Origin of the sequence: Streptomyces sp. ISL-36 (assembly GCF_018614205.1) — a bacterium.
Classification (GTDB): Bacteria; Actinomycetota; Actinomycetes; order Streptomycetales; family Streptomycetaceae; genus Streptomyces.
Map to the genome: position 1 here is coordinate 30,434 of NZ_JAGGOS010000021.1, position 20,848 is coordinate 51,281.

At 71.3% G+C, this 20,848-nt stretch carries 19 protein-coding genes and 1 riboswitch; of the genes, 10 read left to right on the plus strand and 9 right to left on the minus strand.

Annotated features, from left to right (window positions below):
- The first annotated feature begins 80 nt into the window (after positions 1-80).
- Together J7E93_RS05850 and J7E93_RS05855 are read left to right on the plus strand one after the other, a co-directional pair.
- Positions 81-620, plus strand: coding sequence for a heme-binding protein (locus J7E93_RS05850; RefSeq protein ID WP_215066175.1), 540 nt, complete (start codon positions 81-83; stop codon positions 618-620).
- A 240-nt stretch (positions 621-860) separates the two neighbouring features.
- On the plus strand, positions 861-2,261 hold the full coding sequence (locus tag J7E93_RS05855; protein WP_215066176.1) for a M1 family metallopeptidase: 1,401 nt from the start codon (positions 861-863) through the stop codon (positions 2,259-2,261).
- 69 nt (positions 2,262-2,330) lie between these two features.
- Here the strand turns inward: J7E93_RS05855 and J7E93_RS05860 are convergent, their stop codons facing one another.
- Positions 2,331-2,906, minus strand: a complete 576-nt coding sequence (locus tag J7E93_RS05860) for a TerD family protein (protein ID WP_215066177.1) — start codon at positions 2,904-2,906, stop codon at positions 2,331-2,333.
- A gap of 114 nt (positions 2,907-3,020) precedes the next feature.
- Between J7E93_RS05860 and arfB the strand changes: the two genes are divergently transcribed.
- Positions 3,021-3,458, plus strand: coding sequence for an alternative ribosome rescue aminoacyl-tRNA hydrolase ArfB (arfB, locus tag J7E93_RS05865; protein WP_215066178.1), 438 nt, complete (start codon positions 3,021-3,023; stop codon positions 3,456-3,458).
- A 94-nt stretch (positions 3,459-3,552) separates the two neighbouring features.
- Here arfB and J7E93_RS05870 read toward each other — a convergent pair whose 3' ends face one another.
- Positions 3,553-4,116, minus strand: a complete 564-nt coding sequence (locus J7E93_RS05870) for a flavin reductase family protein (protein ID WP_215066179.1) — start codon at positions 4,114-4,116, stop codon at positions 3,553-3,555.
- Between the two features lie 385 nt (positions 4,117-4,501).
- Here J7E93_RS05870 and cdgB point away from each other — a divergent pair, with 385 nt between their 5' ends.
- Both cdgB and J7E93_RS05880 read left to right on the plus strand, forming a co-directional pair.
- On the plus strand, positions 4,502-6,133 hold the full coding sequence (gene cdgB, locus J7E93_RS05875) for a diguanylate cyclase CdgB (RefSeq protein WP_215066180.1): 1,632 nt from the start codon (positions 4,502-4,504) through the stop codon (positions 6,131-6,133).
- Positions 6,134-6,254: 121 nt separating this feature from the next.
- Entirely contained in the window at positions 6,255-7,274 is a 1,020-nt protein-coding gene (locus J7E93_RS05880; RefSeq protein ID WP_215066181.1) for a CBM35 domain-containing protein, read from the plus strand.
- Between the two features lie 94 nt (positions 7,275-7,368).
- Here the strand turns inward: J7E93_RS05880 and J7E93_RS05885 are convergent, their stop codons facing one another.
- From J7E93_RS05885 to J7E93_RS05895, 3 genes are all read right to left on the minus strand, one after another.
- Positions 7,369-8,298 carry a 1-phosphofructokinase family hexose kinase gene (locus tag J7E93_RS05885; RefSeq protein ID WP_215066182.1) on the minus strand — a complete coding sequence of 310 codons (930 nt, stop codon included), beginning with the start codon at positions 8,296-8,298 and terminating at the stop codon, positions 7,369-7,371.
- A 128-nt stretch (positions 8,299-8,426) separates the two neighbouring features.
- Positions 8,427-9,572: an N-acetylglucosamine-6-phosphate deacetylase gene (gene nagA / locus J7E93_RS05890; RefSeq protein WP_215066183.1), complete on the minus strand. Its 1,146-nt coding sequence runs from the start codon at positions 9,570-9,572 to the stop codon at positions 8,427-8,429.
- Positions 9,572-10,522 carry an ROK family protein gene (locus tag J7E93_RS05895; protein WP_215066184.1) on the minus strand — a complete coding sequence of 317 codons (951 nt, stop codon included), beginning with the start codon at positions 10,520-10,522 and terminating at the stop codon, positions 9,572-9,574. Before J7E93_RS05895 ends, nagA begins: the two co-directional genes overlap by 1 nt.
- A 232-nt stretch (positions 10,523-10,754) precedes the next feature.
- Here J7E93_RS05895 and J7E93_RS05900 point away from each other — a divergent pair, with 232 nt between their 5' ends.
- From J7E93_RS05900 to otsB, 3 genes are read left to right on the plus strand one after another with little or no spacing between them, the layout of a single operon-like run.
- On the plus strand, positions 10,755-12,026 hold the full coding sequence (locus tag J7E93_RS05900; protein ID WP_215066185.1) for an ABC transporter substrate-binding protein: 1,272 nt from the start codon (positions 10,755-10,757) through the stop codon (positions 12,024-12,026).
- Between the two features lie 12 nt (positions 12,027-12,038).
- Positions 12,039-12,281, plus strand: coding sequence for a DUF3263 domain-containing protein (locus J7E93_RS05905; protein WP_215066186.1), 243 nt, complete (start codon positions 12,039-12,041; stop codon positions 12,279-12,281).
- 23 nt (positions 12,282-12,304) lie between these two features.
- A complete protein-coding gene (otsB, locus tag J7E93_RS05910; protein WP_215066187.1) occupies positions 12,305-13,150 on the plus strand; it encodes a trehalose-phosphatase in 846 nt (281 codons plus the stop codon).
- Positions 13,151-13,200: 50 nt separating this feature from the next.
- On the opposite strand, the gene J7E93_RS05915 is transcribed toward otsB, so the two are convergent.
- The 4 genes from J7E93_RS05915 to J7E93_RS05930 form a co-directional block, all read right to left on the minus strand.
- Positions 13,201-15,492: an immune inhibitor A domain-containing protein gene (locus J7E93_RS05915; RefSeq protein ID WP_251066116.1), complete on the minus strand. Its 2,292-nt coding sequence runs from the start codon at positions 15,490-15,492 to the stop codon at positions 13,201-13,203.
- Between the two features lie 323 nt (positions 15,493-15,815).
- Positions 15,816-17,267: a trehalose-6-phosphate synthase gene (locus J7E93_RS05920; protein WP_215066189.1), complete on the minus strand. Its 1,452-nt coding sequence runs from the start codon at positions 17,265-17,267 to the stop codon at positions 15,816-15,818.
- Between the two features lie 98 nt (positions 17,268-17,365).
- Positions 17,366-17,725 carry a hypothetical protein gene (locus J7E93_RS05925; RefSeq protein ID WP_215066214.1) on the minus strand — a complete coding sequence of 120 codons (360 nt, stop codon included), beginning with the start codon at positions 17,723-17,725 and terminating at the stop codon, positions 17,366-17,368.
- 38 nt (positions 17,726-17,763) lie between these two features.
- Positions 17,764-18,717, minus strand: a complete 954-nt coding sequence (locus J7E93_RS05930) for a glucosyl-3-phosphoglycerate synthase (protein WP_215066210.1) — start codon at positions 18,715-18,717, stop codon at positions 17,764-17,766.
- 134 nt (positions 18,718-18,851) lie between these two features.
- A riboswitch (SAM riboswitch) is annotated at positions 18,852-18,993 on the plus strand.
- Here J7E93_RS05930 and thrC point away from each other — a divergent pair.
- Positions 18,987-20,309 (plus strand): threonine synthase, encoded by a 1,323-nt coding sequence (gene thrC / locus J7E93_RS05935; protein ID WP_215066211.1) that lies wholly within the window; start codon positions 18,987-18,989, stop codon positions 20,307-20,309. (Overlaps the previous riboswitch by 7 nt.)
- A 29-nt stretch (positions 20,310-20,338) precedes the next feature.
- On the plus strand, positions 20,339-20,617 hold the full coding sequence (locus J7E93_RS05940; RefSeq protein WP_215066190.1) for a MoaD/ThiS family protein: 279 nt from the start codon (positions 20,339-20,341) through the stop codon (positions 20,615-20,617).
- The last annotated feature ends 231 nt before the right edge of the window (positions 20,618-20,848 follow it).

The window sequence follows — 20,848 nt, forward strand, 5'->3', positions numbered from 1 at the left end:
GTCGCACGGCTCGACCGTCGACCGTGGCACGGCTCGACCTTTTCAGTCCTCCACCATCGCAGTCCTCGAAGGAGCCCACCATGAAGAAGATCCTGATCGGTGCCGCCACCGTCGCCGTCGTCGCCGCCGGTACCTTCGGCGCCGTCTCCGCCAACGCCTCCGCCCCGGCCGCCGCGCCCGCCGTCGCCCTCAAGGCCGACGCCGCGAACCAGAACCTCCAGCAGTCCACCCACCTGACGATCGAGGCCGCCACCAAGGCCGCGCAGGCCACCCTGGAGGCCGCGGAGGACGAGAACCAGCGCGTCTCGGTCGCCGTCGTCGACCGCAACGGCAACACCATCGTGACGCTGCGCGGCGACGGCGCCGGCCCGCAGTCCTACGAGTCCGCCGTGCGCAAGGCCTTCACCGCGGTCTCCTGGAACGCCCCGACCTCCGAGCTGGCCAAGCGCCTCACCACCGCCCCGAACCTGAAGGACATCCCCGGCACCCTCTTCCTCGGCGGTGGCGCCCCGGTCACCGTCAAGGGCGCCCCGATCGCCGGCATCGGTGTGGCCGGTGCCCCGAGCGGCGACCTGGACGAGAAGTTCGCCCTGGCCGGCGTCGAGGCCCTCAACAAGTAGCCGCCGCTCGAGAGGCAGGCCGCACACGTGGGCCGCACACGTAGGCCGCACACGTGGGCCCGCACCACGTGGGCCGGCATGACGTGGCGCCGCACCACGTGGCCCCGCCCCACGCGTGCCCGCCCCCCCGGCATGTCCGCCCCACGCAGCCCCCTCCTACGTCGGTGGCGCCCGGACCCCGCCGGGCGCCACCGATGCCGTATGAGCGCCACACGGGCGGGAGCTGCATAGGATCGGCACGTGAAAACGCGCAGCCGAGCCCCCCTCGCCCCGGCCGCCGCAACCGTCGCCGCCCTGCTCCTGTTCGCCGGGTGCACCGGCGACACGGACGGCGGAGTGCACGGCACCCCGGGAGCGGCCGGGCTGCGCGACCCGTACTTCCCCAAGCTCGGCAACGGCGGTTACGACGTAGGCCACTACGCCCTCACCCTCGCCTACGATCCGGCGAGCGGTCGGCTCGACGCCACCGCCGAGATCACCGCCCGGGCCACCCAGGACCTCAGCGCCTTCAACCTGGACCTCGCCGGACTCACCGTCGAGCGCGCCACCGTCGACGGCGCACCGGCCGCCGTCAATCGGGCCGGGAACGAGCTGACGCTCCGGCCGCGCGAGGACATCGACCGAGGACAAGACTTCCGGACCACCGTGACCTACTCCGGCGTCCCGGAGAAGATCACCGACGGCGACGGTGCGGGCGAGGGCTGGCTGAGGACGCAGGACGGGGCGCTCGCGCTCGGCGAGCCGGTCGGCTCCATGGCCTGGTTCCCCGGCAACCACCACCCCTCCGACAAGGCGACGTACGACATCACCGTCACCGTCCCGCAGGGGCTGCGGGCGTTCTCCAACGGCGTGCGGACGTCCGAGCGGACGGAGAACGGCCGGACCACCGCCGTCTGGCGCTCCGCGGAGCCGATGGCGAGCTATCTCGCGACGCTCGCCGTCGGCCGGTACGAGACGAGGGCCGCGACCACCCCCTCGAAGGTCCCCGTCCTCAGCGCCGCCGACCCCTCCGTGGCCGCCGCGAGCGGGCCGCTGCTCGACCGGATCCCCGAACTGCTGGAGTGGGAGCAGGAGAACTTCGGGCCCTATCCCTTCTCCTCCGCGGGAGCGATCGTCGAGCGGACCGGCGACGTCGGCTACGCCCTGGAGACCCAGACGCGGCCCGTCCTCCCGCAGAACTCCTTCGACGTCCCGACGCTGGTCCACGAGTTGGCGCACCAGTGGTACGGCAACTCCGTCTCGCCCGCGACCTGGCGGGACATGTGGCTGAACGAGAGCTTCGCGACGTACGCGGAGTGGCTGTACGCGGAGGACTTCGAGAGCACACCGGCGCAGCGGAGCTTCGAGGAGGCCTTCGCCACCGAGGTCAACTGGGCGTTCCCGCCCGCCGAACCTCCCACGGCGGAGAACCTGTTCGACCCGCCGGTGTACCAGCGGGGCGCGATGGTGCTGCACAAGATCCGGCAGAAGGTCGGCGACGACACCTTCTACGAGATCCTGGCCGGCTGGCCCGCGACGTACCGTCACAGGAACGCCTCCACCGCCGACTTCACCGCCTATGTGGAGGACGTGGCGGGGGAGGACCTGAGCGGGGTGTGGGACGTGTGGCTGTACGGGGACGGGAAGCCGAAGAGCGCCTGAAGGGGGCCCCGAGGGGAAGGGCCCCGGCGCGGGTGCGCCGGGGCCCTTCGGTGATCGTGATCCCGTACGTCAGAGGTTGACGCCGAAGTCGCGGGCGATGCCCTCCAGGCCGGAGGCGTAGCCCTGGCCGACCGCGCGGAACTTCCACTCCGCGCCGTTGCGGTACAGCTCGCCGAAGACCATGGCGGTCTCGACGGCCGCGTCCTCGGAGAGGTCGTAGCGGGCGATCTCGGTGCCGCCGGCCTGGTTGATGATGCGGATGTAGGCGTTGCGGACCTGGCCGAAGTTCTGCGAGCGGTTGACCGCGTCGTAGATGGAGACCGGGAAGACGATCTTGTCCACGTTCGGGGGCAGGGCGGCGAGGTTGACGTTGATCTGCTCGTCGTCGCCACCGCCCTCGCCGGTGCGGTTGTCACCGGTGTGGACGATGGTCTGGTCCGGGGTCGACTTGTTGTTGAAGAAGACGAAGTGGGCGTCGGAGGCGACCTTGCCGGCGGCGTCGACACCGATGGCGGACGCGTCGAGGTCGAAGTCGGTGCCGGTGGTGGTACGGACGTCCCAGCCGAGGCCCACGGTGACGGCGGTGAGGCCCGGAGCCTCCTTGGTCAGGGAGACGTTGCCGCCCTTGGACAGGCTTACAGCCATGGGATGTCCCTTTCTTCGTACTGTCGTCACTCGTCACACGGGATAACGCGGACGGTGCCCCGCCGGTTCCAGGGCGGGAAAACAGGATGACGTGGGGAAGCCGCTCCGGGGAACATGGGGGGCATGTCCGGTCCGTATCTGATCCGCGGCTCCGTCTCGCTGCCCGAGGCCGAGCTCATGTGGCGTTTCTCGCGGTCGTCGGGGCCGGGCGGACAGCACGTCAACACCAGCGACTCGCAGGTGGAGCTCCGGTTCGACCTGGCGTCGACGGAGGCACTGCCGGAGGTCTGGAAGGCGCGGGCGCTGGAGCGGCTGGCCTCACGCCTCGTGAACGGGGTGGTGACGGTCCGGGCCTCGGAGCACCGCTCGCAGTGGCGCAACCGCGAGACGGCGGCGGTCCGCCTCACGGCCCTCCTCGCCGAGGCCACGGCCCCGCCCCCGAAGCCGCGCCGCGCGACGAAGATCCCCCGCGGCATCAACGAACGCCGGCTGAGGGTGAAGAAGCAGCGCTCGGAGACGAAGCGGGGCCGCCAGGGCCGCGACTGGGGCTGACCCGGGCCTCGGCCCGGGGCGCCAGGGCCGCGACTGGAGCTGACCCGGGCCTCCGCCCGGCCCCGTGGGCGGGCTCCGGCCGGCCGTCCGCGCCTCAGGCCAGGTGGCGGTACTTGCCCTTGAAGTAGGTCAGCGGGCCGCCCTCGGGGGAGGGGAAGGCCGCGGTCAGGACGCGGGCGACGATCAGGGTGTGGTCGCCGGCGACCACCCGGCTCTCGGTACGGCATTCGAGGGTGGCCAGCGCGCCGCCCACCAGAGGCGCGCCGCTCTCCTCGCCCCGGGTGTACGGGATGTCCGCGAAGAGCAGGCGGTCGCTCACCCGGCCCTTCATCGCGAAGCGGCCTGCGACGTGGCGCTGGCTCTCGGCGAGCACCGAGACCGCCCAGACCGGGACCTCGGTGAGCAGGTCGTCCATGCGTGAGCCGTTGCGCAGGCTGACCAGGACCAGGGGCGGGTCCAGGGAGACCGACATGAACGCGGTCGCCGTCATGCCGACGTCCTCGCCGCGTGGGCCGTCGTCGGGGTCGTGGGCCGTCACCAGCACCACGCCGGCCGCGAGGCGGGACATCGCCGCCCGGAACTCGTCGTTGCTCACCCCCTCAGCATGAGGGATCGCCAGATCCGAGGCGGGGGGCGGGGCGGGGGTCGTCGTCAGCACACCTCGCACGCTAGCCCCGGCCGCCGGGCCGGGACATCGGGCCCGGGAACCAGAACGAGCACCCCCGCCAGTCCTAGGACCAGTGGCCCCCACCCCGTACCGCGCGCCCCCCTGCCGCGCGCCGTACCGCGCCCCGCCGCGCGCCGTACCGCGCCCCCTGCCGCCCCGTACCGCGTCGCCGATTTGCGTTCAAAAAACGGAGGGAGCGCTTTCCGTACCCCTTGCAACGCTTCCTCACCCCTTGTGACTTGAGTCACAGAGCCCAGTATTTGTTGACCCTGTGTACCGGGTGCACAGCTCGCTGTGATTCAGTGGCGGAGACAGTGCAGTACGAGAGCCGATGAGAACCCTGGAGTTGCTGTCGAGGTCTCGGGGAGAGCGAGCGATGGAGACCGAGTCGGAGCCGTACGTCCGTCTTGCGACCCTGCGGCAGCTGCATCAGGTCGTGGCCGACCTCAACACAGCCCGCAGTCTGGCGGACACCCTGCAGACCGTCGCCGACGGCGTCGTCGCCGGTCTCAACTATGAGCTGGCCTGCGTCAACCTCGTCCGCCCCGACGGAGACCTCGTCGTCGCCGCCTTCGCCGGCAGCACCGCCGCCGAAGCCCTGATCACCGGCCGCGTCGGCTCCCGCGAATCCTGGGAACGCCGGCTCTCCATGGGCGTCGCCTGGGGTGACCTGCGGTTCATCCCGCACACCGAGGGCTGGGTCCTCATAGAGGACGACGTGCCGCAGTGGCACACCGAAGGCCCCGCTCCCCGCTTCGAGGACGAGTGGCACCCGCACGACCGGCTCTACGCCCCCATGTACGCCTCCGGGTCCAAGCGTGAACTCCTCGGTGTGATCTCCGTCGACCGCCCCCGCAACGGCCGCCACCCCGGACCGTGGGGTCAGGAAGCCCTGCAGATGTACGCCTCCCAGTCGGCGATTGCGATCAGCAACGCCCGGCTGCGAGCAAACATGCAGCGCGCCCTCGTCCGACTGGAGCGCGAACAGCAGGCCCTGCGCGCCAGCGAGGAGTCCTTCCGGCAGGCCTTCGAGTACGCCCCCTCCGGCATGGCCATCGCCGAGATGGGCGGCGACCAGCACGGCCGCCTCCTGCGCACCAACGACGCCCTGTGCCGCCTCCTCGGCCGTCCCGCCTCCGTCATGCGCCGCTACTCCTTCGCGGACCTGGTGCACCCCGAGGACATAGGGACACTGCTGCGGACCTCCGCCGAGGGCGGCCGCGCCGAACTGCGGCTCGGCCGTCGCGACGGCACCTACGTCTGGGTCTCGCTGCGCAACTCCGTCGTCGCCGACACCGCCGACGGCCCCCGCTTCCTCCTCACCCACGTCGAGGACATCGAGGAGCGCAAGCGCCACGAGCTGCAGCTCGCCCACCGGGCCTCGCACGACGCCCTCACCGGCCTGCCCAACAGCGCCGAGCTGCGCTCCCGGCTCAGCGCCCGGCTCTGCGAGCGCCCCTACGCCGCGCAGGGCCAGGAGGACGCCCCGTACGCCTCCTCGTACGGCCACGAGCACGGCTTCGGCTTCGACTCGGGACCGCCGGTGGGCGGACCGTACGACCATCACGTCCACACCGTCGCGCCCACCGGCGGCGAGGTCGACGACGGGACGAAGGGGCTCGCCGTCCTCTTCTGCGACCTCGACGGCTTCAAGTCGATCAACGACCGCTTCGGGCACCACACCGGCGACGCCGTTCTCATCGAGGTCGCCCGCCGACTGACCACCGGCGTCCGGGACGGGGACACCGTCGCCCGGCTCGGGGGTGACGAATTCGTCGTCCTGGCCGACGGTCTCGGCGCGGCCGACGCCGCTGACCTGGCCGTACGGCTGCGCAACGCCATCATTCCGCCGATCCGGGTGGACGGACGCGCGGTCAGGGTCGGGGCGAGTTTCGGCATCGGATGGGCCGAGTGCGGCATGACCGTCGAAGAGGTCCTGAACTCCGCCGACCAGCGGATGTACATCGAGAAGCGGTCCCGCGCGAAGGTCCACCGGCGCGCCGGATAGGCCTCGGCGCCACCTGTGGGGCACTTCACGGTCGGTCAAGGGCCGGATCGACGGGTGGTCCGTTCGAGGTAGGCTCGGCCGGTCGGCGACGGCTGGCGAGCATGGATAGGAGTGACCAGGGATGGCTGCCGGTAACAACGGCGCGAACACGCCCGAGGACGACGATCCGTTCGGCTACCTGTACGCGGACGGCCAGGCGGCGGGCGCCCAGCCGCCCGGTCAGGGCGGTGGCTACGGCTACCCGGGTCCGGCCGCGCAGCCCGGGGTCCCCAGAACCTCGTACAACCAGGTCAGAACGGTCGGCGAGCGCCAGTACGGCGGCCAGCAGCAGTACGGCCAGCACGGCCAGGGGCACGTACCGCAGCAGCAGACGTACGGCGGCCAGCAGCAGTACGGCCAGCCGAACCCGCAGTACGGTCAGCCCAGCCCGCAGTACGCGGCGCCGGAGACCTACCCGGGTGGCGAGCGGACCCGTCAGGCCCCGATCCCGCACCAGCGTGGTGGCGGCGGTCGCGGACCCAACACCAAGGGCCTGCTCATCGGCGCGATCGCGGTCGTCCTGGTCGTGGTGATCGGTATCACCGCCGCCCTCATCAGCAACACGGGCGGCGAGAAGACCGACGGCGGGACGGCGGGCGGCAAGCCCACCGGCGACCCCACGCAGGTCCAGGAGGACCCGTCCTCCCAGCCCAGTGCGGACAAGACGGCGCAGGTGCTGCCGCAGCAGGACGCGGCGACGCTCAAGCTCGGCGGCAGCGCCCTGCTGGCCAAGGACATCAAGGGCGCGGAGGGCGCGGACGGCGCCTACGTGACCGGGTTCAACGCCATCGGGTCGTCCGTCACCTGGCAGGCCGACCTGGAGGAGGCCGGTGACTACTACCTGTACGTGCGGTACGCGATCCCGGCCAAGGACGCCAACGCGACGCTGACCGTCAACGACAAGCCCAACGGTTCGCCGCTCGGGCTGAAGAACTTCATCTCCTCCACGGACCCGAACCTGGAGAAGAACTGGCAGACCACCTGGGCGCCGGTGTCGCTCAAGCAGGGCAAGAACACGATCAAGCTCTCCTGCGAGCAGGGCAACCAGTGCGACGCGATCTTCGACTGGCTGAAGATCAGCAAGACGAAGCTGAGCGGCTGAGAAGACGCCTCGTTCGCGAGCCTCTTGTTCGCAAGCGTCTCGTTCGAAACCCCCGGAGCTCCGCTCCGGGGGTTTCGTCCGTGTGGGGCCGGGCTCAGGCCGCGGCCGTCTGCTCCGTCACCGTCACCCGGGGCAGCAGCTCCTCGTACGCCGACCGGTCGAACTCGCCGGCCACCGGCGAGAGCACCGTCGCCGCCGACAGCGCCACCGCGCGGGCCAGCCGGTCCGGCCAGGGCAGCTGGTCCACCAGGCCGGACAGCAGGCCCGCCACGGCCGAGTCACCGGCGCCGGTCGGGTTGCCCTTCACCGGCGCCGGCGGGGCCGCCCGCCACACGCCGTCCGGGGTGGCGGCCAGCATGCCCTCGGGGCCGAGCGAGGAGACGACCGCGTGCGCGCCGCGGCGGCGGGCGTCCCGGGTGGCCCGGTGGGGTTCGCGGGAGCCGGTGAGCTGGGCGAGTTCGTCGGCGTTGGGCTTGACGAGGTCCGGGCGGGCCGCGATGCCCCGCCGCAGGGGTTCGCCGCTGGTGTCGAGCAGGACCGGGACCCCGGCGCCCCGGGCGATCCGGATCAGCTCCGCGTACGCGCCGACATGGATGCCGGGCGGCAGGCTGCCGCACAGGGCCACCGCGTCGGCGCCGTCGGCGAGCAGGGTGGCGTAGTGGCCGGTGAAGGCGGACCACTCGGCGGGGGTGAGGGCGGGGCCCGGCTCGTTGAGCTGAGTGGTGTCGCCGGTCGAGGTGTCGACGACCGCGACGGTACGGCGGGTGGGCCCGGCGCTCGTGACGAGCGCGTCGGTCAGGGGCAGGCCCGCGAGGTGGCCGCGCAGGACCTCGCCCGTGGGGCCGCCCGCGAAACCGGTGACGACCGTCTCGTGGCCGAGGGAGGCCAGGACCCGGGCGACGTTGAGGCCCTTGCCGCCGGGGCGCTCGATCACCTGGGTGACGCGGTGGGAGGCGTGCGGGGTGAGGGCGGGGACCCGGTAGGTGAGGTCCAGTGCCGTGTTGAGGGTGACCGTGAGAATCACCTGTCCCACCCCCCGGTACAAAGCGCTTTCTGCACTGCCTGGCTCGCTGTTCGCGCCCCGATCATGCCAAACGGAAGGCGGTTGGCCCAGACCCCCGGCCAACCGCCCTGTGCCGTACCCGGGTGAAATCAGCCCGCTTGGGGCTCAACCACCCAGGCGCCCTTGCGCATGACGCCCGTGACGTCGAAGTTCTCGTCGAGGACGACCAGGTCGGCGTCCTTGCCGGGCTCCAGCGAGCCGACCGTGTCGTCGATGCCCAGCAGACGGGCCGGGTTGGCGGAGATCGCCTGGACGACGGACTCGACCGGCAGCCGGTCGATGGTCACGGCGCGTTTGAAGGCGCGGTCCAGGGTGAGGGTGGAGCCCGCGATCGAGTCGCCCTCGACCAGCCGTGCGACCCCGTCCTTGACCTCGACGGCGAGCGTGCCCAGGTCGTACATGCCGTCGCCGAAGCCGGCCGCGTCCATGGCGTCGGTGATGAACGCGACCCGCTCCGCGCCCTTGTGGTGGAAGGCGAGTTCGAGGGCGGCGGGGTGCAGGTGGGTGCCGTCGTTGATCAGCTCGACGGTGATCCGCTCGTCCTCCAGGAGGGCGGCGATCGGGCCGGGGGCGCGGTGACCGAGGCCGGGCATCGCGTTGTAGAGGTGGGTGGCGACGGTGGCGCCCGCGTCGATCGCCTCGACGGTCTGCTCGTACGTCGCGTCGGTGTGGCCGATGGCGGCGATCACGCCGTGTTCGGCGAGCAGCCGTACGGAGTCGATGCCGCCGGGCAGTTCGGTCGCGAGGGTCATCATCTTCGCCCGGCCGCGTGCGGCGTCGATCAGCTTGCGGACCTCGGCCGGGTCGGGGTCGCGCAGCAGCGTCTCGTCGTGCGCGCCCTTGCGGCAGGGGGAGATGAACGGGCCCTCGAAGTGGATGCCGGCGATCTCGCCCTGCTCGGCCAGCTCGGAGAGCAGGCCCGCGCGCCGGCCGAGGAAGTCGGTGTCGCCGGTGACGAAGGAGGCGACGACGGTGGTGGTGCCGTGCAGGCGGTGGGTGTGGACGCCGTGGAGGACCTCGTCGACGGTGCCGGAGGTGAAGGAGGCTCCGCCGCCGCCGTGGTTGTGCATGTCGACGAAGCCGGGGACGACCCAGTGGCCCGACACATCGAGGGAGGAGGTGTCGTCGGGGCTGCTGCCCACGATGCGACCGCCTTCGACGATCACGCGTCCGTTCTCGACGATCCCGGTCGGCAGCACCACGCGGGCGCCGGCGAGAACTGTGGAACCGGCCATCAGGCGGATACCTCCGAATCGGTGGGGCGCTGGTCGGCGAGCAGGTCCCAGGCGAGGAGGCCCGCGCCCAGGCATCCGGCGGTGTCCCCGAGGGCCGCCGGGACGATGGCGGGCAGCTTCTGGAACGTCACGCGTTCCTCCACCGCGGCCCTCAGTGGTGTGAACAAGGTTTCCCCGGCCTCGGCGAGACCGCCACCGATGATGAGCGTGCGCGGGTCCAGCAGGGTGAGCGCGGTGACCAGGCCGTCCGCGAGGGCGTCGACGGCGTTCTGCCAGACCTGTACGGCCCGGGTGTCTCCCGACTCGACGGCCTTGGCGCAGTCGGCGGCGTCGGCGTCGGGGTCGCCGGAGGCCGCGGCCCAGGCGAGGGAGACGGCGGAGGCGGAGGCGTACCGTTCCAGGCAGCCGCGCTGGCCGCAGCCACACTCCGTGCCGCCGGGGCGGACGACGATGTGGCCGATCTCGCCGGCGTAGCCGTGGGCGCCGGCCTCGATGGATCCGCCGATGCCGATGGCTCCGGCGATGCCGGTGCCCAGGGGCAGGAAGAGGAAACGGTCGGCGCCGTTGCCGGCCCCGATCCGGCCTTCGGCGAGGCCGCCGGTGCGGACGTCGTGTCCGATGGCGACGGGGATCCCGGCGAGGCGCTCGCTGAGCAGCGCGCGCATCGGGACGTCGCGCCAGCCGAGGTTGGCGGCGTAGACGGCGACGCCGTTCTCCGCGTCGACGATGCCGGGGACGGCGACTCCGGCGGCCGCGGCGGTCTGTCCGTACCGCTCCAGGCCGTGGGCGCGCAGCTCGGCGGCGAAGCCGAGGATCGTCTCGACGACGGCCTCGGGGCCGCGTTCGCGGCCGGTGGCGCGGCGGGCCTCGTGGAGCAGCGTGCCGTCCGCCCCGACCAGGGCGGCCTTCATACCGGTGCCGCCCACATCGAGGGCGATGACGTGTCTCACGGGGGACAGTCTCGCGCGAGAACGACCGAAAGGTCTAGTCCACTGGGCGATATTGTTGCGCGGGCATACAAATGGCGGACGGGCGGAGGGGGTCACCCCCGCGTCACCCCCTCGTGACCTGCGGTGATCGCCGGACGCTCGTTGCGAAAGCGAGACCCGACTGGTGTAGACCTTAAGCTTCTTCGGAGTGAAAATCACAGCTCAACGACGAGCAAGAGGGTGGGGCGACGCTGTGCAGCGGCGATTTCTTGGACTGACCGCGACCATCGCCGCGCTCGGCCTGACCGGGGTGCTCTCCGGCTGCGGCCTCACCGGCGCCGACTCCGGTGACGTCACCCTCAAGCTGGTCGCCGCCGACTACGACCTCACCGGCGGCGACACCACCAAGAAGTACTGGGACGACCTGACCGCCGCCTACGAGGCCAAGCACCCGGGCGTGAAGGTCGAGGTCCAGATCGAGTCCTGGAACGACGTCGACCGCAAGGTCGCCGAGATGGTCGAGGCCGACCAGGCACCCGACATCGCCCAGATCGGCGCCTACGCCGACTACGCGGCCGCCGGGGAGCTCTACCCGGCCGACGAACTGCTCTCCATACCCGTCCAGGCCAACTTCCTCGCGCCGCTGGCCTCCGCCGGCGAGATGAGGCGCACCCAGTACGGGCTGCCGTTCGCCGCCTCCACCCGGCTGCTCTTCTTCAACCAGGAGCTCTTCGACCGGGCGGGGATCAGCAAGGCGCCGACGACCTGGGACGAGCTGGCCGCCGCGGCGGAGAAGCTGAAGGACGACGACGTCCCGTACCCCTTCGCGCTGCCGCTCGGTCCGGAGGAGGCGCAGGCGGAGACGATGATGTGGCTGCTCAGTGGTGGTGACGGCTACACCGACGCCGCCGACCGCTACCGCATCGACTCCGACCAGAACGTGGCGACCTTCGACTGGCTGAAAAAGAACCTGGTCGAGAAGGGGCTCACCGGTCCGGTCGCCCCTGGCAAGCTCAACCGCAAGGACGCCTTCGCGGCCTTCTCGCGCGGCGAGGTCGGCATGCTCAACGGCCACCCGTCCCTCATGCAGGAGGCGGAGAAGAAGGGCGTCAAGGTCGGCAAGGTCGCGCTGCCCGGCATGACCGGCAAGGCGAAGTCGTCCATGGGCGTCGCCGACTGGATCATGGGCTTCAAGCAGAACGGTCACCGCCAGGAGATCGGCGACTTCCTGAACTTCGTCTTCGACGACGAGAACGTACTGAGGTTCGCGGGCGGCAACGACCTGCTGCCGGTCACCGTGAGCGCGTACTCCCGCATGCAGAGCGAGGAGGAGCACAAGAACCTCCGCGAGTTCCTGAAGGAGCTACCCGGCTCGCAGCTGCCGCCGGTCGGCAAGACGTCCTGGGCCAAGGTCAGCGAGAACATCAAGCAGAACATCGGCAAGGCCGTCATGCCCGGGAACCGGCCCTCGGACGTCCTGGGCAAGATCGGGCGCGAGGCGACGGCGGCCGAGAGCGCGGAGTAATAGGTTGTTCGTATGACCGACGCCAGCGACTCCGGACTCGGGGAACGGGAGCAGGCCGTCCTCGCCCTCGAACGCCGCTCCTGGCCCGGCCCCGGCGCCAAGGAGCGGGCCGTCCGTGAGCGGCTCGGCCTCTCGCCCACCCGCTACTACCAGCTCCTCAACGCCCTCCTCGACGACCCCCGGGCGCTCGTCCACGATCCCGTGACGGTCAACCGGCTACGGCGGGTCCGTGCGGAGAAGGAGCAGCGGCGCTGAGGCTCGGTCGGTAGGGTCTTCCTATGGTCAGCAGCCTTCCGCACCCGACCACATCCGCAGGCCGTGACGGCCTGGCCGCGTTTCTCGCGCGGCCGGACAGAGCCGTCGTCGCCCTCGACTTCGACGGGACGCTCGCCGAGATCGTCCCCGACCCCGAACAGGCGCGCGCCCACCCCGGCGCCGTCCCCGCCCTCGCCGCCCTCGCGCCGTCGGTCGCCTCGGTCGCGGTGGTGACCGGACGCCCGGCGGGGGTGGCGGTACGGTACGGCGGCTTCGCCGGGGTCCCCGGCCTGGAGCACCTCGTGGTCCTCGGCCACTACGGCGCCGAGCGCTGGGACGCGGTCACCGGCACCGTCCAGGCCGCCGCCCCGCACCCGGGCGTGGCGTCCGTCCGCGCCGAACTCCCCGGCTACCTGGACCGCATCGGCGCCTGGCCGGGCACGTGGATCGAGGAGAAGGGCCGCGCGGTCGCGGTCCACACCCGCCGCTCCACCGACCCGCAGGCGGCCTTCGAGGCCCTTGAGGAACCGCTCGCCGACCTCGCCACCCGGCACGGCCTCGTCCTCGAACCCGGCCGCATGGTCCTCGAACTGCGCCCACCCGGCATGGACAAGGGCGTGGCGCTGGCCGAGTACGTCCGGGAGGTGGGCGCCGGGTCGGTGCTCTACGCCGGCGACGACCTGGGCGACCTGCCGGCCTTCGCGGCCGTGGAGAAGCTCCGCTCGGACGGGACCCCGGGCCTGCTGGTGTGCAGCGGCTCGACGGAGGTCACGGAACTCGCGGACCGCGCCGACCTGTCGGTCCCGGGCCCGGCGGCGGTGGTGGGGTTCCTCTCGGAACTGGCGAAGGCGGTACGGGAGGACCGCTGAGGGCCCGCCCGTACCGCCTCCGTTCGCGAACTCGGTGACCTACCGCGGCCTTACGGGGCCGGGTTGACCACGCTGATCGTCAGGTCGTCACCCGCGTCGCCGGTCACGGTGACCTTCACGCCGTGGCCGGCGACCTTGACGCTGGCCTGGGGTGCCGCCGGGCTGTAGTACGCGTTCGGGTCGGTGTCGTCGAAGACCGGGATGCCGGCCGCCGACGGGGCGCACGCCGCCTTCGTGACCACCGTCTGGCTGCCGCCCTTGCCCGACAGCACCTCCTTGTGGAGGCAGGTCGCGTCCGTCGGCTCCAGGCCGAACGTCGCGTCGAAGGGCTGGCGGCGGTTGCTCGGGGCGGTGCCGTCGTCGTACGTGAACGGCGCCGGGCGGGCGTCGACCGCCATGGCCTGGCCACCGCCCGGGTGGGCGCTGACGTTGTTGTCGTCGTAGGAGCGGTCCACGTACCAGACCAGCATGCCGTTCTGGTAGCGGAAGAACTCCACCCAGTCCGGCGCCGTGACGCCCTTGCTGAACTGGTACGGGCCCTCCGCCAGGAGCGCGTCGCTGCCGACGTACTCGCGGTTCTCCACCAGGTAGTAGCGCGGGTAGGTGGCCGTCTCCGTGCCGGTCGAGATCTTCCACCGGCCGTCGGCGCTCCAGCCGCCGGCGCCCTGCTCGACGTCGTCCGTCAGCAGGGTCGTGCCGCCGGACGTGAGCGTGATGTCGTCCAGGAAGGCGCCGGTGAAGTGCACACCGCCGTCGGTCTGGTAGCGGAAGCGGAAGAGCGAGGACTTGCCCGCCGCGTCGTACGAGTAGCGCAGCGTCGTCCACTTGCCGGCGGAGGAGCCGTCGACCGCCGCGCCCGCGCGCAGCCAGTTCGCCCCGCCGTCGAGGGAGTACTCGGCGAAGAGGTAGTCGAAGTCGGCCTCGATCTCGTACCAGGCGCTCGCCTTGACGGTGACGCGCGAGGTGGCCGGTACGGAGCGGGTGAGGGACTGGTTCAGGCCGTCGGCCGAGCCGGTCCACCAGGCGTGGCTGCCGGACGGCGGCGTCGCGTAGGAGGTGCTGCTCGTCTTGTCCGGGAGCGCGACGCGTACGGCCTGGTCCTTGCCGGTGACCTGGAGCTGGGCCGGGTTGAGGGTGAAGGTCCCCGAGGTGCCGAGTTCGGCGGTGGAGTGGTCCAGCCAGCCGAGGAACAGCTTCTCCTCGGCGCCCATCAGGCCGGGGTGGGTGCCGATGCCGGCGTTCGCCGCGGCGCCGTGGCCGAGCCAGGAGCCGGAGCTCATCAGGGTCCAGAAGGCGGTGGAGTTCTCGCCGCCGTCGGTGTCGTAGTAGTCCGGGAGGCCGAGGTCGTGGCCGAACTCGTGGCAGAAGACGCCGAGGCCGCCGTTCTCGCCCTCGGTGGTGTAGTCGCCGAACCAGTACTTCGACTGGCCGATCCGGGCGCCGCCCGCCTTGTTCTGCGTACCGGACACGTCCGGGCCGGTCAGGCCGTAGTCGTCGCCGTTGACGTACCAGCGGTGGGACCAGATGGCGTCCTCGCCCTGGGCGCCGCCGCCGGCGTCCTCGCCCATGCCGGCGTGGACGGCCTGGAAGTGGTCGATGTAGCCGTCGGCCTCGTCGAAGTTCCCGTCGTGGTCCCAGTCGTTGCGGTCCCAGACGTCGAACTGGGCGAGATACGCGTCGATCTCGGCAGGGGTCTTGCCGGCCGCGATCTGGGCGTTCCACCAGGCGTCACCGGTGTCCTGGACGAAGGCCCACGAGCCGCCGTTGTCCTCGACGGCGTTGTCGCCGTAGAAGGAGGCGTTGTAGGGGACCTTGACCCAGTCCTCGACGGTGTTGGTGACCGAGTAGCGGCCGTTCGAGAGCTTCTCGTAGTACGTCTTCATCGACTCGCCGGAGCCGTTGAAGAGGTTCTCGTAGTACGCCTTGTCGAAGTCGGCCGTCCAGGCGTTGGAGTTGTCCACGCTCCGGTCCGGCTCGGCTATCCGGTTGTGCAGGGGGCCGGGGGTGGAGCCGTACCGGCCGGCGCTCTGCTCGCCGAACTCGGAGAGGATGGTGAGGATCTTCTCCTGGCGGACGGTCGTGTCGGTCTCGGTCTCCACGAACTTGCCGGGCGCGACCTCGACGACGCCGCGGGCGTTCGCCTCGACCTTCCCCTTGGCGATCTTGTCGATCGCCTGCTTGCGCAGCTCGGTGCGCTGCTTCGTGAGCGGTCCGGGACGGTTGTCGGGCCGGGCCGCGGTGGCGGCCTTGGGGGTGTCCGACGGAGAGTCCTGGGCCTCCTGCGCGGCGGCGGGCTGGAGTCCCGCGGCGAGGAGGGCGGTGAGCGCCGACCCTAGGGTCATGCCCACGACAAATCTCTTCACGTGCGATCCCTTCGCATGCGGTGGTTCGCATGGTTGGCGTGTTCCGTTTGTCGCTCGGGGTCGCCCCGGGCGCGCAAGGCCCGGGGGACGGATCGCCTGGGGGAACGATCAGCGCAGAGTCTGACACGGAAGGAGTCGCGGAGAGGAGGGGTCGAAACCGCAAAATCGCCGCCGGTCGGGCGCCGGGACGCGGGGGCGAGGGCGCTGGGGGCCGGACGCGGGGGCGCTGGGCCCCGGACGGGGTGGGGGCCGGGCGCGGTGGGCGCTGGGGCCGGGCGCGCCGCGCGGGCGTCGTCGCCGGCTCAGTCGGCGGGCTCCCGCAGCGCTTCCAGCTGCTGCAGGAACCACCGCTGCGGCGGCAGAGCGGTCGCCGTGGCCGCGAGGTGCTTCGTGCGCTCGGCACGCTCGCTCGCCGGCATCGTCAACGCCTGGTGCAGGGCCCGCGCCGTCTCGGACACGTCGTACGGGTTGACCGTCAGTGCGTGCTCCCGCAGTTCGCGGTACGCACCGGCCCCCGTCGAGAGCACCAGCACGCACCCCGCCTCCGAGACCACCGGGATCTCCTTGGCCACCAGGTTCATCCCGTCCCGCACCGGGTTGATCAGCGCCACGTCCGCCATGCGGTAGGCCGCGAGCGAGCGCGTGAAGTCGTCTTTCACCGAGAGCAGGACCGGCTGCCAGTCCTCCGTGCCGAACTCGGTGTTGATCTCCTCCGCCAGCTCCGCCACCGACGCCGTGTACGCGCGGTACACCGCCAGGTCCTGACGGGACGGATACGCCGAGGCCAGATGGACCACCCGGCCGCGCCACTCCGGCCGCTCGCGCAGCAGCTCACGGTAGGCGAGCAGGCCGCGCAGCACGTTCTTCGACAGCTCCGTACGGTCCACCCGGACGATCGTCTTCCGGTCGCCGACCTCCGCCCGCAGCGCCGCCAGCCGGTCGTCCACCTCCGGCCGGTGCGCCAGCGACCGCAGCTCCTCCCCGTCCACGCCCAGCCCGTACACCCGCACCCGGGTACCGCGCCGTGGACCGCCCCCCTTGCGGTGGTGCACTCCGCGCCACGGATCACCGCTCGGCGAGAAGCCCTCCGCCACCCCCTCGGCGCTGTCGATGTACGCACCGCCGATGAACGTCGACGCCCACTCCCAGGTGTGGAAACCGAGCTCGTCCGCGCCGAGCATCCCCCACAGCAGCTCCTCGCGGATGTCCTCCGGCAGCATCCGCAGATACTCCGAGGACGCCCACGGCGTATGGGTGAAGTGGGCGATCCGCAGGTCCGGCCGCAGCTCCCGCAGCTGACCCGGCACCAGCGCCAGGTGATAGTCCTGCACCAGCACCTCGGCGCCCTCGGCCGCCTGCTCCGCCAGCGCCTCGGCGAAAGCCCGGTTGTAGCTCCGGTACGACTCCCAGCGGCGCCGGAACTCCGCGTCGAAGACCGGCTCACGCGGCACGTCGTACAGGTGGTGGTGCAGGAACCACAGCACCGAGTTCGCGATGCCGTTGTACGCGTCGTCGTAGACCGCCGGGTCGAGGGCCAGCATCCGGACGCCGGGCTCGGAGACACCCCGGCGCACCGCCTCCCGGTCCCCGGCCGACAGCGCCGCGCAGACCCAGAGCGCCTCGGGCTGCTCGGCGAGGGCGGCGGACAGCCCGGAGACGAGGCCGCCCCCGCCGCGCCGGGCACCGAGGGTGCCGTCGTCGGCGAGGGTGTAGGAGAGCGGGCCCCGATTGGAAGCAACGAGCACAGAAGCCATGTGGCGAACCTAGCCCGTCCCGTAAACGCTCAAACGTACGTATACGACTGTGGCGAATCCACGCCTCACCGATCGCGGACGAGTGGCGAATCCACGCCTCACAGATCGCGTCGGCCGCGCAGCGCCGCCTTCGCCACGACGCCCGTCGCCGCCAGCGCCAGCGCGAGCCCGCCGAGCAGCCACAGCCGCTCAGCGGCGGAACCGGTCTTGGCCATCGAGCCCCCGGGCCCGGGCCGGGCCGGGCCCGGCTTCGCCTCCCGCGGGCTCGCCGTCCCGGTGGTCTCCCGGTCCGGCACCGGTACGGAGAAGGCCGGCGCGGACGCCACGGAGGTGTCGTACCGCGCCCCGAAGGGCTCGACCACCTCCGCGGCGGCCGGACCGCCCACCGCGAGGAAGAGCGCGCCGACGGCGAGGCCGAGGGCCGCCAGGAGGGATCCCATCCGATTCATCAACCGCATACAACGGAAATGTAGGCAAAACGCATCATCATGCCGGGTTACGCCACGCGGCGGTGCGCGTACTCCACGATGTCGGCCATCGGCGGCCGCTCCTCCGTGTCCACGGCGTACGTCCGGGGCGTGAACCCCTTCCCGCCGTCGGTCTCGTCCCGTTCGAACTGCGTCAGCCAGGGCCGCACCAGATGGCCGCGCGAGAGCCGCAGCTGCGCCGTCCGGTAGATCGCCGCCGCCATCCGGCCCAGCGCCTGCCCGTCCTGGTGACGGTGCTTGCGGACCCCGACGTCGACCTGCGCGAGCGCGTCGAGACCGACCGTGTGCAGCGCGTCGACGAGCAGCCCCAGCTCCACTCCGTAACCGACCGGGAAGGGCAGCCGTTCGAGCAGCGAGCGGCGCGCCGCGTACTCGCCGCCCAGCGGCTGCACGAAGCCGGCCAGCTGCGGCCAGTGCAGATTGAGCAGCGGCCGGGCCACCAGCTCGGTCACACGCCCGCCCTGACCTGGGGCGTCGCCCAGCGGGCGGTCGTACATCGCCTTGACGAAGTCGACGTCCGGATCGGTGAGGAGCGGGCCGACGATGCCGGAGACGAAGTCCGCGGAGAAGTCCCGCAGGTCGGCGTCGACGAAGCACACGATGTCCCCGTGCGTCACCATCAGTGACCGCCACAGGACCTCGCCCTTGCCGGGCACGGCCGGAAGCCGCGGGAGTATCGCGTCCCGCGCCACGACGCGGGCGCCGGCCGCCGCGGCGACCTCGGCCGTACGGTCGGTGGAACCGGAGTCGATCACCACCAGCTCGTCCACGAGCGGGGTCGCCTCGGACATCAGCTCACGCCGGATCACCGAGACGATGTCGCCGACCGTCGCCTCCTCGTTCAACGCGGGCAGCACGACGCTGACCGTCGCCCCCCGCTTGGCGGTGAGCAGCTGCTCCATCGGTCGATCGGCCACGGACCAGGACCGCCGGGCCAGCCAGCGCTCCACTTCCTCCAGCAACGTGATCTCCATCTCGCGGTTCGGACGACCATCTCAACCGTCCAGGCCTTCGGTTACAGTCTTGAACAACGCGGATGCCCGATGCATGTCGGGGTGCCGCCCGCGTCCGACAACCGCTTCACACAATCGAATACCGCTCATCCAGAGGGGCAGAGGGAAACGGCCCGTTGAAGCCCCGGCAACCCTCCAGTCGGTTCTCGTCCTCCAGCTAGGTCCCCGGCTAGGGAAGGTGCCAAATCCGTCTCATGGCGAAATTCGCCATGGGAAAGATGAGGAGAAAGGGCCTCGCCTCCATGGCTGTACAGACTGTCGCAAACACCCAGAACCCCAAGGAATCGGTCGACCTCGGTCCCGCGTCCGGGCTCTCCTGTCGCGAATGCGGTGAAGTCTTCCCGCTCGGTCCGATCTTCGCCTGCGAGCTCTGCTTCGGCCCGCTCGAAGTGGCCTACGACCTGCCCACCGGCGACCCCGAGGCGCTGCGCAAGCAGATCGAGGCCGGCCCCGCCAACATCTGGCGCTACGCCCCGCTGCTGCCCGTCCCCGCCGACGTGGCCGAGAAGCCGAACCTGAACCCGGGCTGGACCAAGCTCGTCCAGGCCGACAACCTCGCCCGTGAGCTCGGCGTCGAGGCGGGCAAGCTCTTCGTCAAGGACGACTCCGGCAACCCGACGCACTCCTTCAAGGACCGCGTCGTCGCCCAGGCCCTCGAAGCCGCCCGCGCCTTCGGCTTCACCACCCTGTCCTGCTCCTCCACCGGCAACCTGGCCGGCGCCGTCGGCGCCGCCGCCGCCCGTGCCGGCTTCCGCTCCTGCGTGTTCATCCCGCACGACCTGGAGCAGGGCAAGGTCGTCATGGCCGCCGTCTACGGCGGCGAGCTCGTCGGTATCGAGGGCAACTACGACGACGTCAACCGCTTCTGCTCGGAGCTCATCGGCGACCCGCTCGGCGAGGGCTGGGGCTTCGTCAACGTCAACCTGCGGCCGTACTACGGCGAGGGCTCCAAGACGCTCGCCTACGAGATCTGCGAGCAGCTCGGCTGGGTCATCCCCGACCAGCTCGTGATCCCGATCGCCTCCGGCTCCCAGCTCACCAAGATCGACAAGGGCCTGCAGGAGCTCATCAAGCTGGGCCTCGTCGAGGACAAGCCGTACAAGATCTTCGGCGCCCAGGCCGAGGGCTGCTCCCCGGTGTCGGCCGCCTTCAAGGCCGGCCACGACGTCGTACGGCCCCAGAAGCCGAACACCATCGCCAAGTCGCTGGCCATCGGCAACCCGGCCGACGGACCGTACGTCCTGGACATCGCGCGGCGGACCGGCGGAGCCGTGGAGGACGTGAACGACGAGCAGGTCGTCGAGGCGATCAAGATCCTCGCCCGTACCGAGGGCATCTTCGCCGAGACGGCGGGCGGTGTGACCGTCGGCGTGACGAAGAAGCTGATCGAGGCCGGTCTCATCGACCCGAGCCTGACCACGGTCGTGCTCAACACGGGCGACGGTCTCAAGACCCTGGACGCGGTGGCCGAGACCTCGCAGGCCACCGCCACCATCCGCCCGAGCCTGGACGCGTTCCGCGACGCCGGCCTGGCCAACTGACCACCCCCGTCACGGAAGGCAGCACCACCATGAGCGTCAAGGTCCGCATCCCCACCATCCTCCGTACCTACACGGGCGGCCAGGCCGAGGTCGCCGCCGAGGGCGCGACCCTCTCGGAGGTCATCGCCGACCTGGAGAAGAACCACACGGGCATCGCGGCCCGCGTCCTGGACGACCAGGGCAAGCTGCGCCGCTTCGTGAACGTGTACGTCAACGACGACGACGTCCGCTTCGAGCAGGGCCTGGAGACGGCGACGCCGGACGGTGCGGGCGTCTCGATCATCCCCGCGGTCGCCGGCGGCTGCTGAGCACGAATCCTTATCGGAATTGCCCCCTCCGCTAGAGAAGCGGAGGGGGCAATTCTGCATGGTTGAGCGCGGTAGAGTTGGGGAAGCCCCCTCCGCTGCTCATGCCAGACGCATATGAGAATGCGTCCGCGCGGGACAAGATGCAGTCAAAGTGTTCGAGTGTTGTGTACCTTCTGCGTACTTTGACGGGCCCGACTTGCCCCGGAACTCATGGAATCCTCCACAATTCGC

Bases quoted from the DNA above. Each gene is read 5' to 3' on its own strand.
- cdgB (WP_215066180.1), top strand. From the start codon at position 4,502: ATGGAGACCGAGTCGGAGCCGTACGTCCGTCTTGCGACCCTGCGGCAG.
- nagA (WP_215066183.1), bottom strand. From the start codon at position 9,572: ATGGCCGGTTCCACAGTTCTCGCCGGCGCCCGCGTGGTGCTGCCGACC.
- J7E93_RS05880 (WP_215066181.1), top strand. From the start codon at position 6,255: ATGGCTGCCGGTAACAACGGCGCGAACACGCCCGAGGACGACGATCCG.
- otsB (WP_215066187.1), top strand. From the start codon at position 12,305: ATGGTCAGCAGCCTTCCGCACCCGACCACATCCGCAGGCCGTGACGGC.
- J7E93_RS05940 (WP_215066190.1), top strand. From the start codon at position 20,339: ATGAGCGTCAAGGTCCGCATCCCCACCATCCTCCGTACCTACACGGGC.
- J7E93_RS05860 (WP_215066177.1), bottom strand. From the start codon at position 2,906: ATGGCTGTAAGCCTGTCCAAGGGCGGCAACGTCTCCCTGACCAAGGAG.
- arfB (WP_215066178.1), top strand. From the start codon at position 3,021: ATGGGGGGCATGTCCGGTCCGTATCTGATCCGCGGCTCCGTCTCGCTG.
- thrC (WP_215066211.1), top strand. From the start codon at position 18,987: ATGAGGAGAAAGGGCCTCGCCTCCATGGCTGTACAGACTGTCGCAAAC.
- J7E93_RS05850 (WP_215066175.1), top strand. From the start codon at position 81: ATGAAGAAGATCCTGATCGGTGCCGCCACCGTCGCCGTCGTCGCCGCC.
- J7E93_RS05905 (WP_215066186.1), top strand. From the start codon at position 12,039: ATGACCGACGCCAGCGACTCCGGACTCGGGGAACGGGAGCAGGCCGTC.
- J7E93_RS05920 (WP_215066189.1), bottom strand. From the start codon at position 17,267: ATGGCTTCTGTGCTCGTTGCTTCCAATCGGGGCCCGCTCTCCTACACC.
- J7E93_RS05925 (WP_215066214.1), bottom strand. From the start codon at position 17,725: ATGCGGTTGATGAATCGGATGGGATCCCTCCTGGCGGCCCTCGGCCTC.
- J7E93_RS05915 (WP_251066116.1), bottom strand. From the start codon at position 15,492: ATGACCCTAGGGTCGGCGCTCACCGCCCTCCTCGCCGCGGGACTCCAG.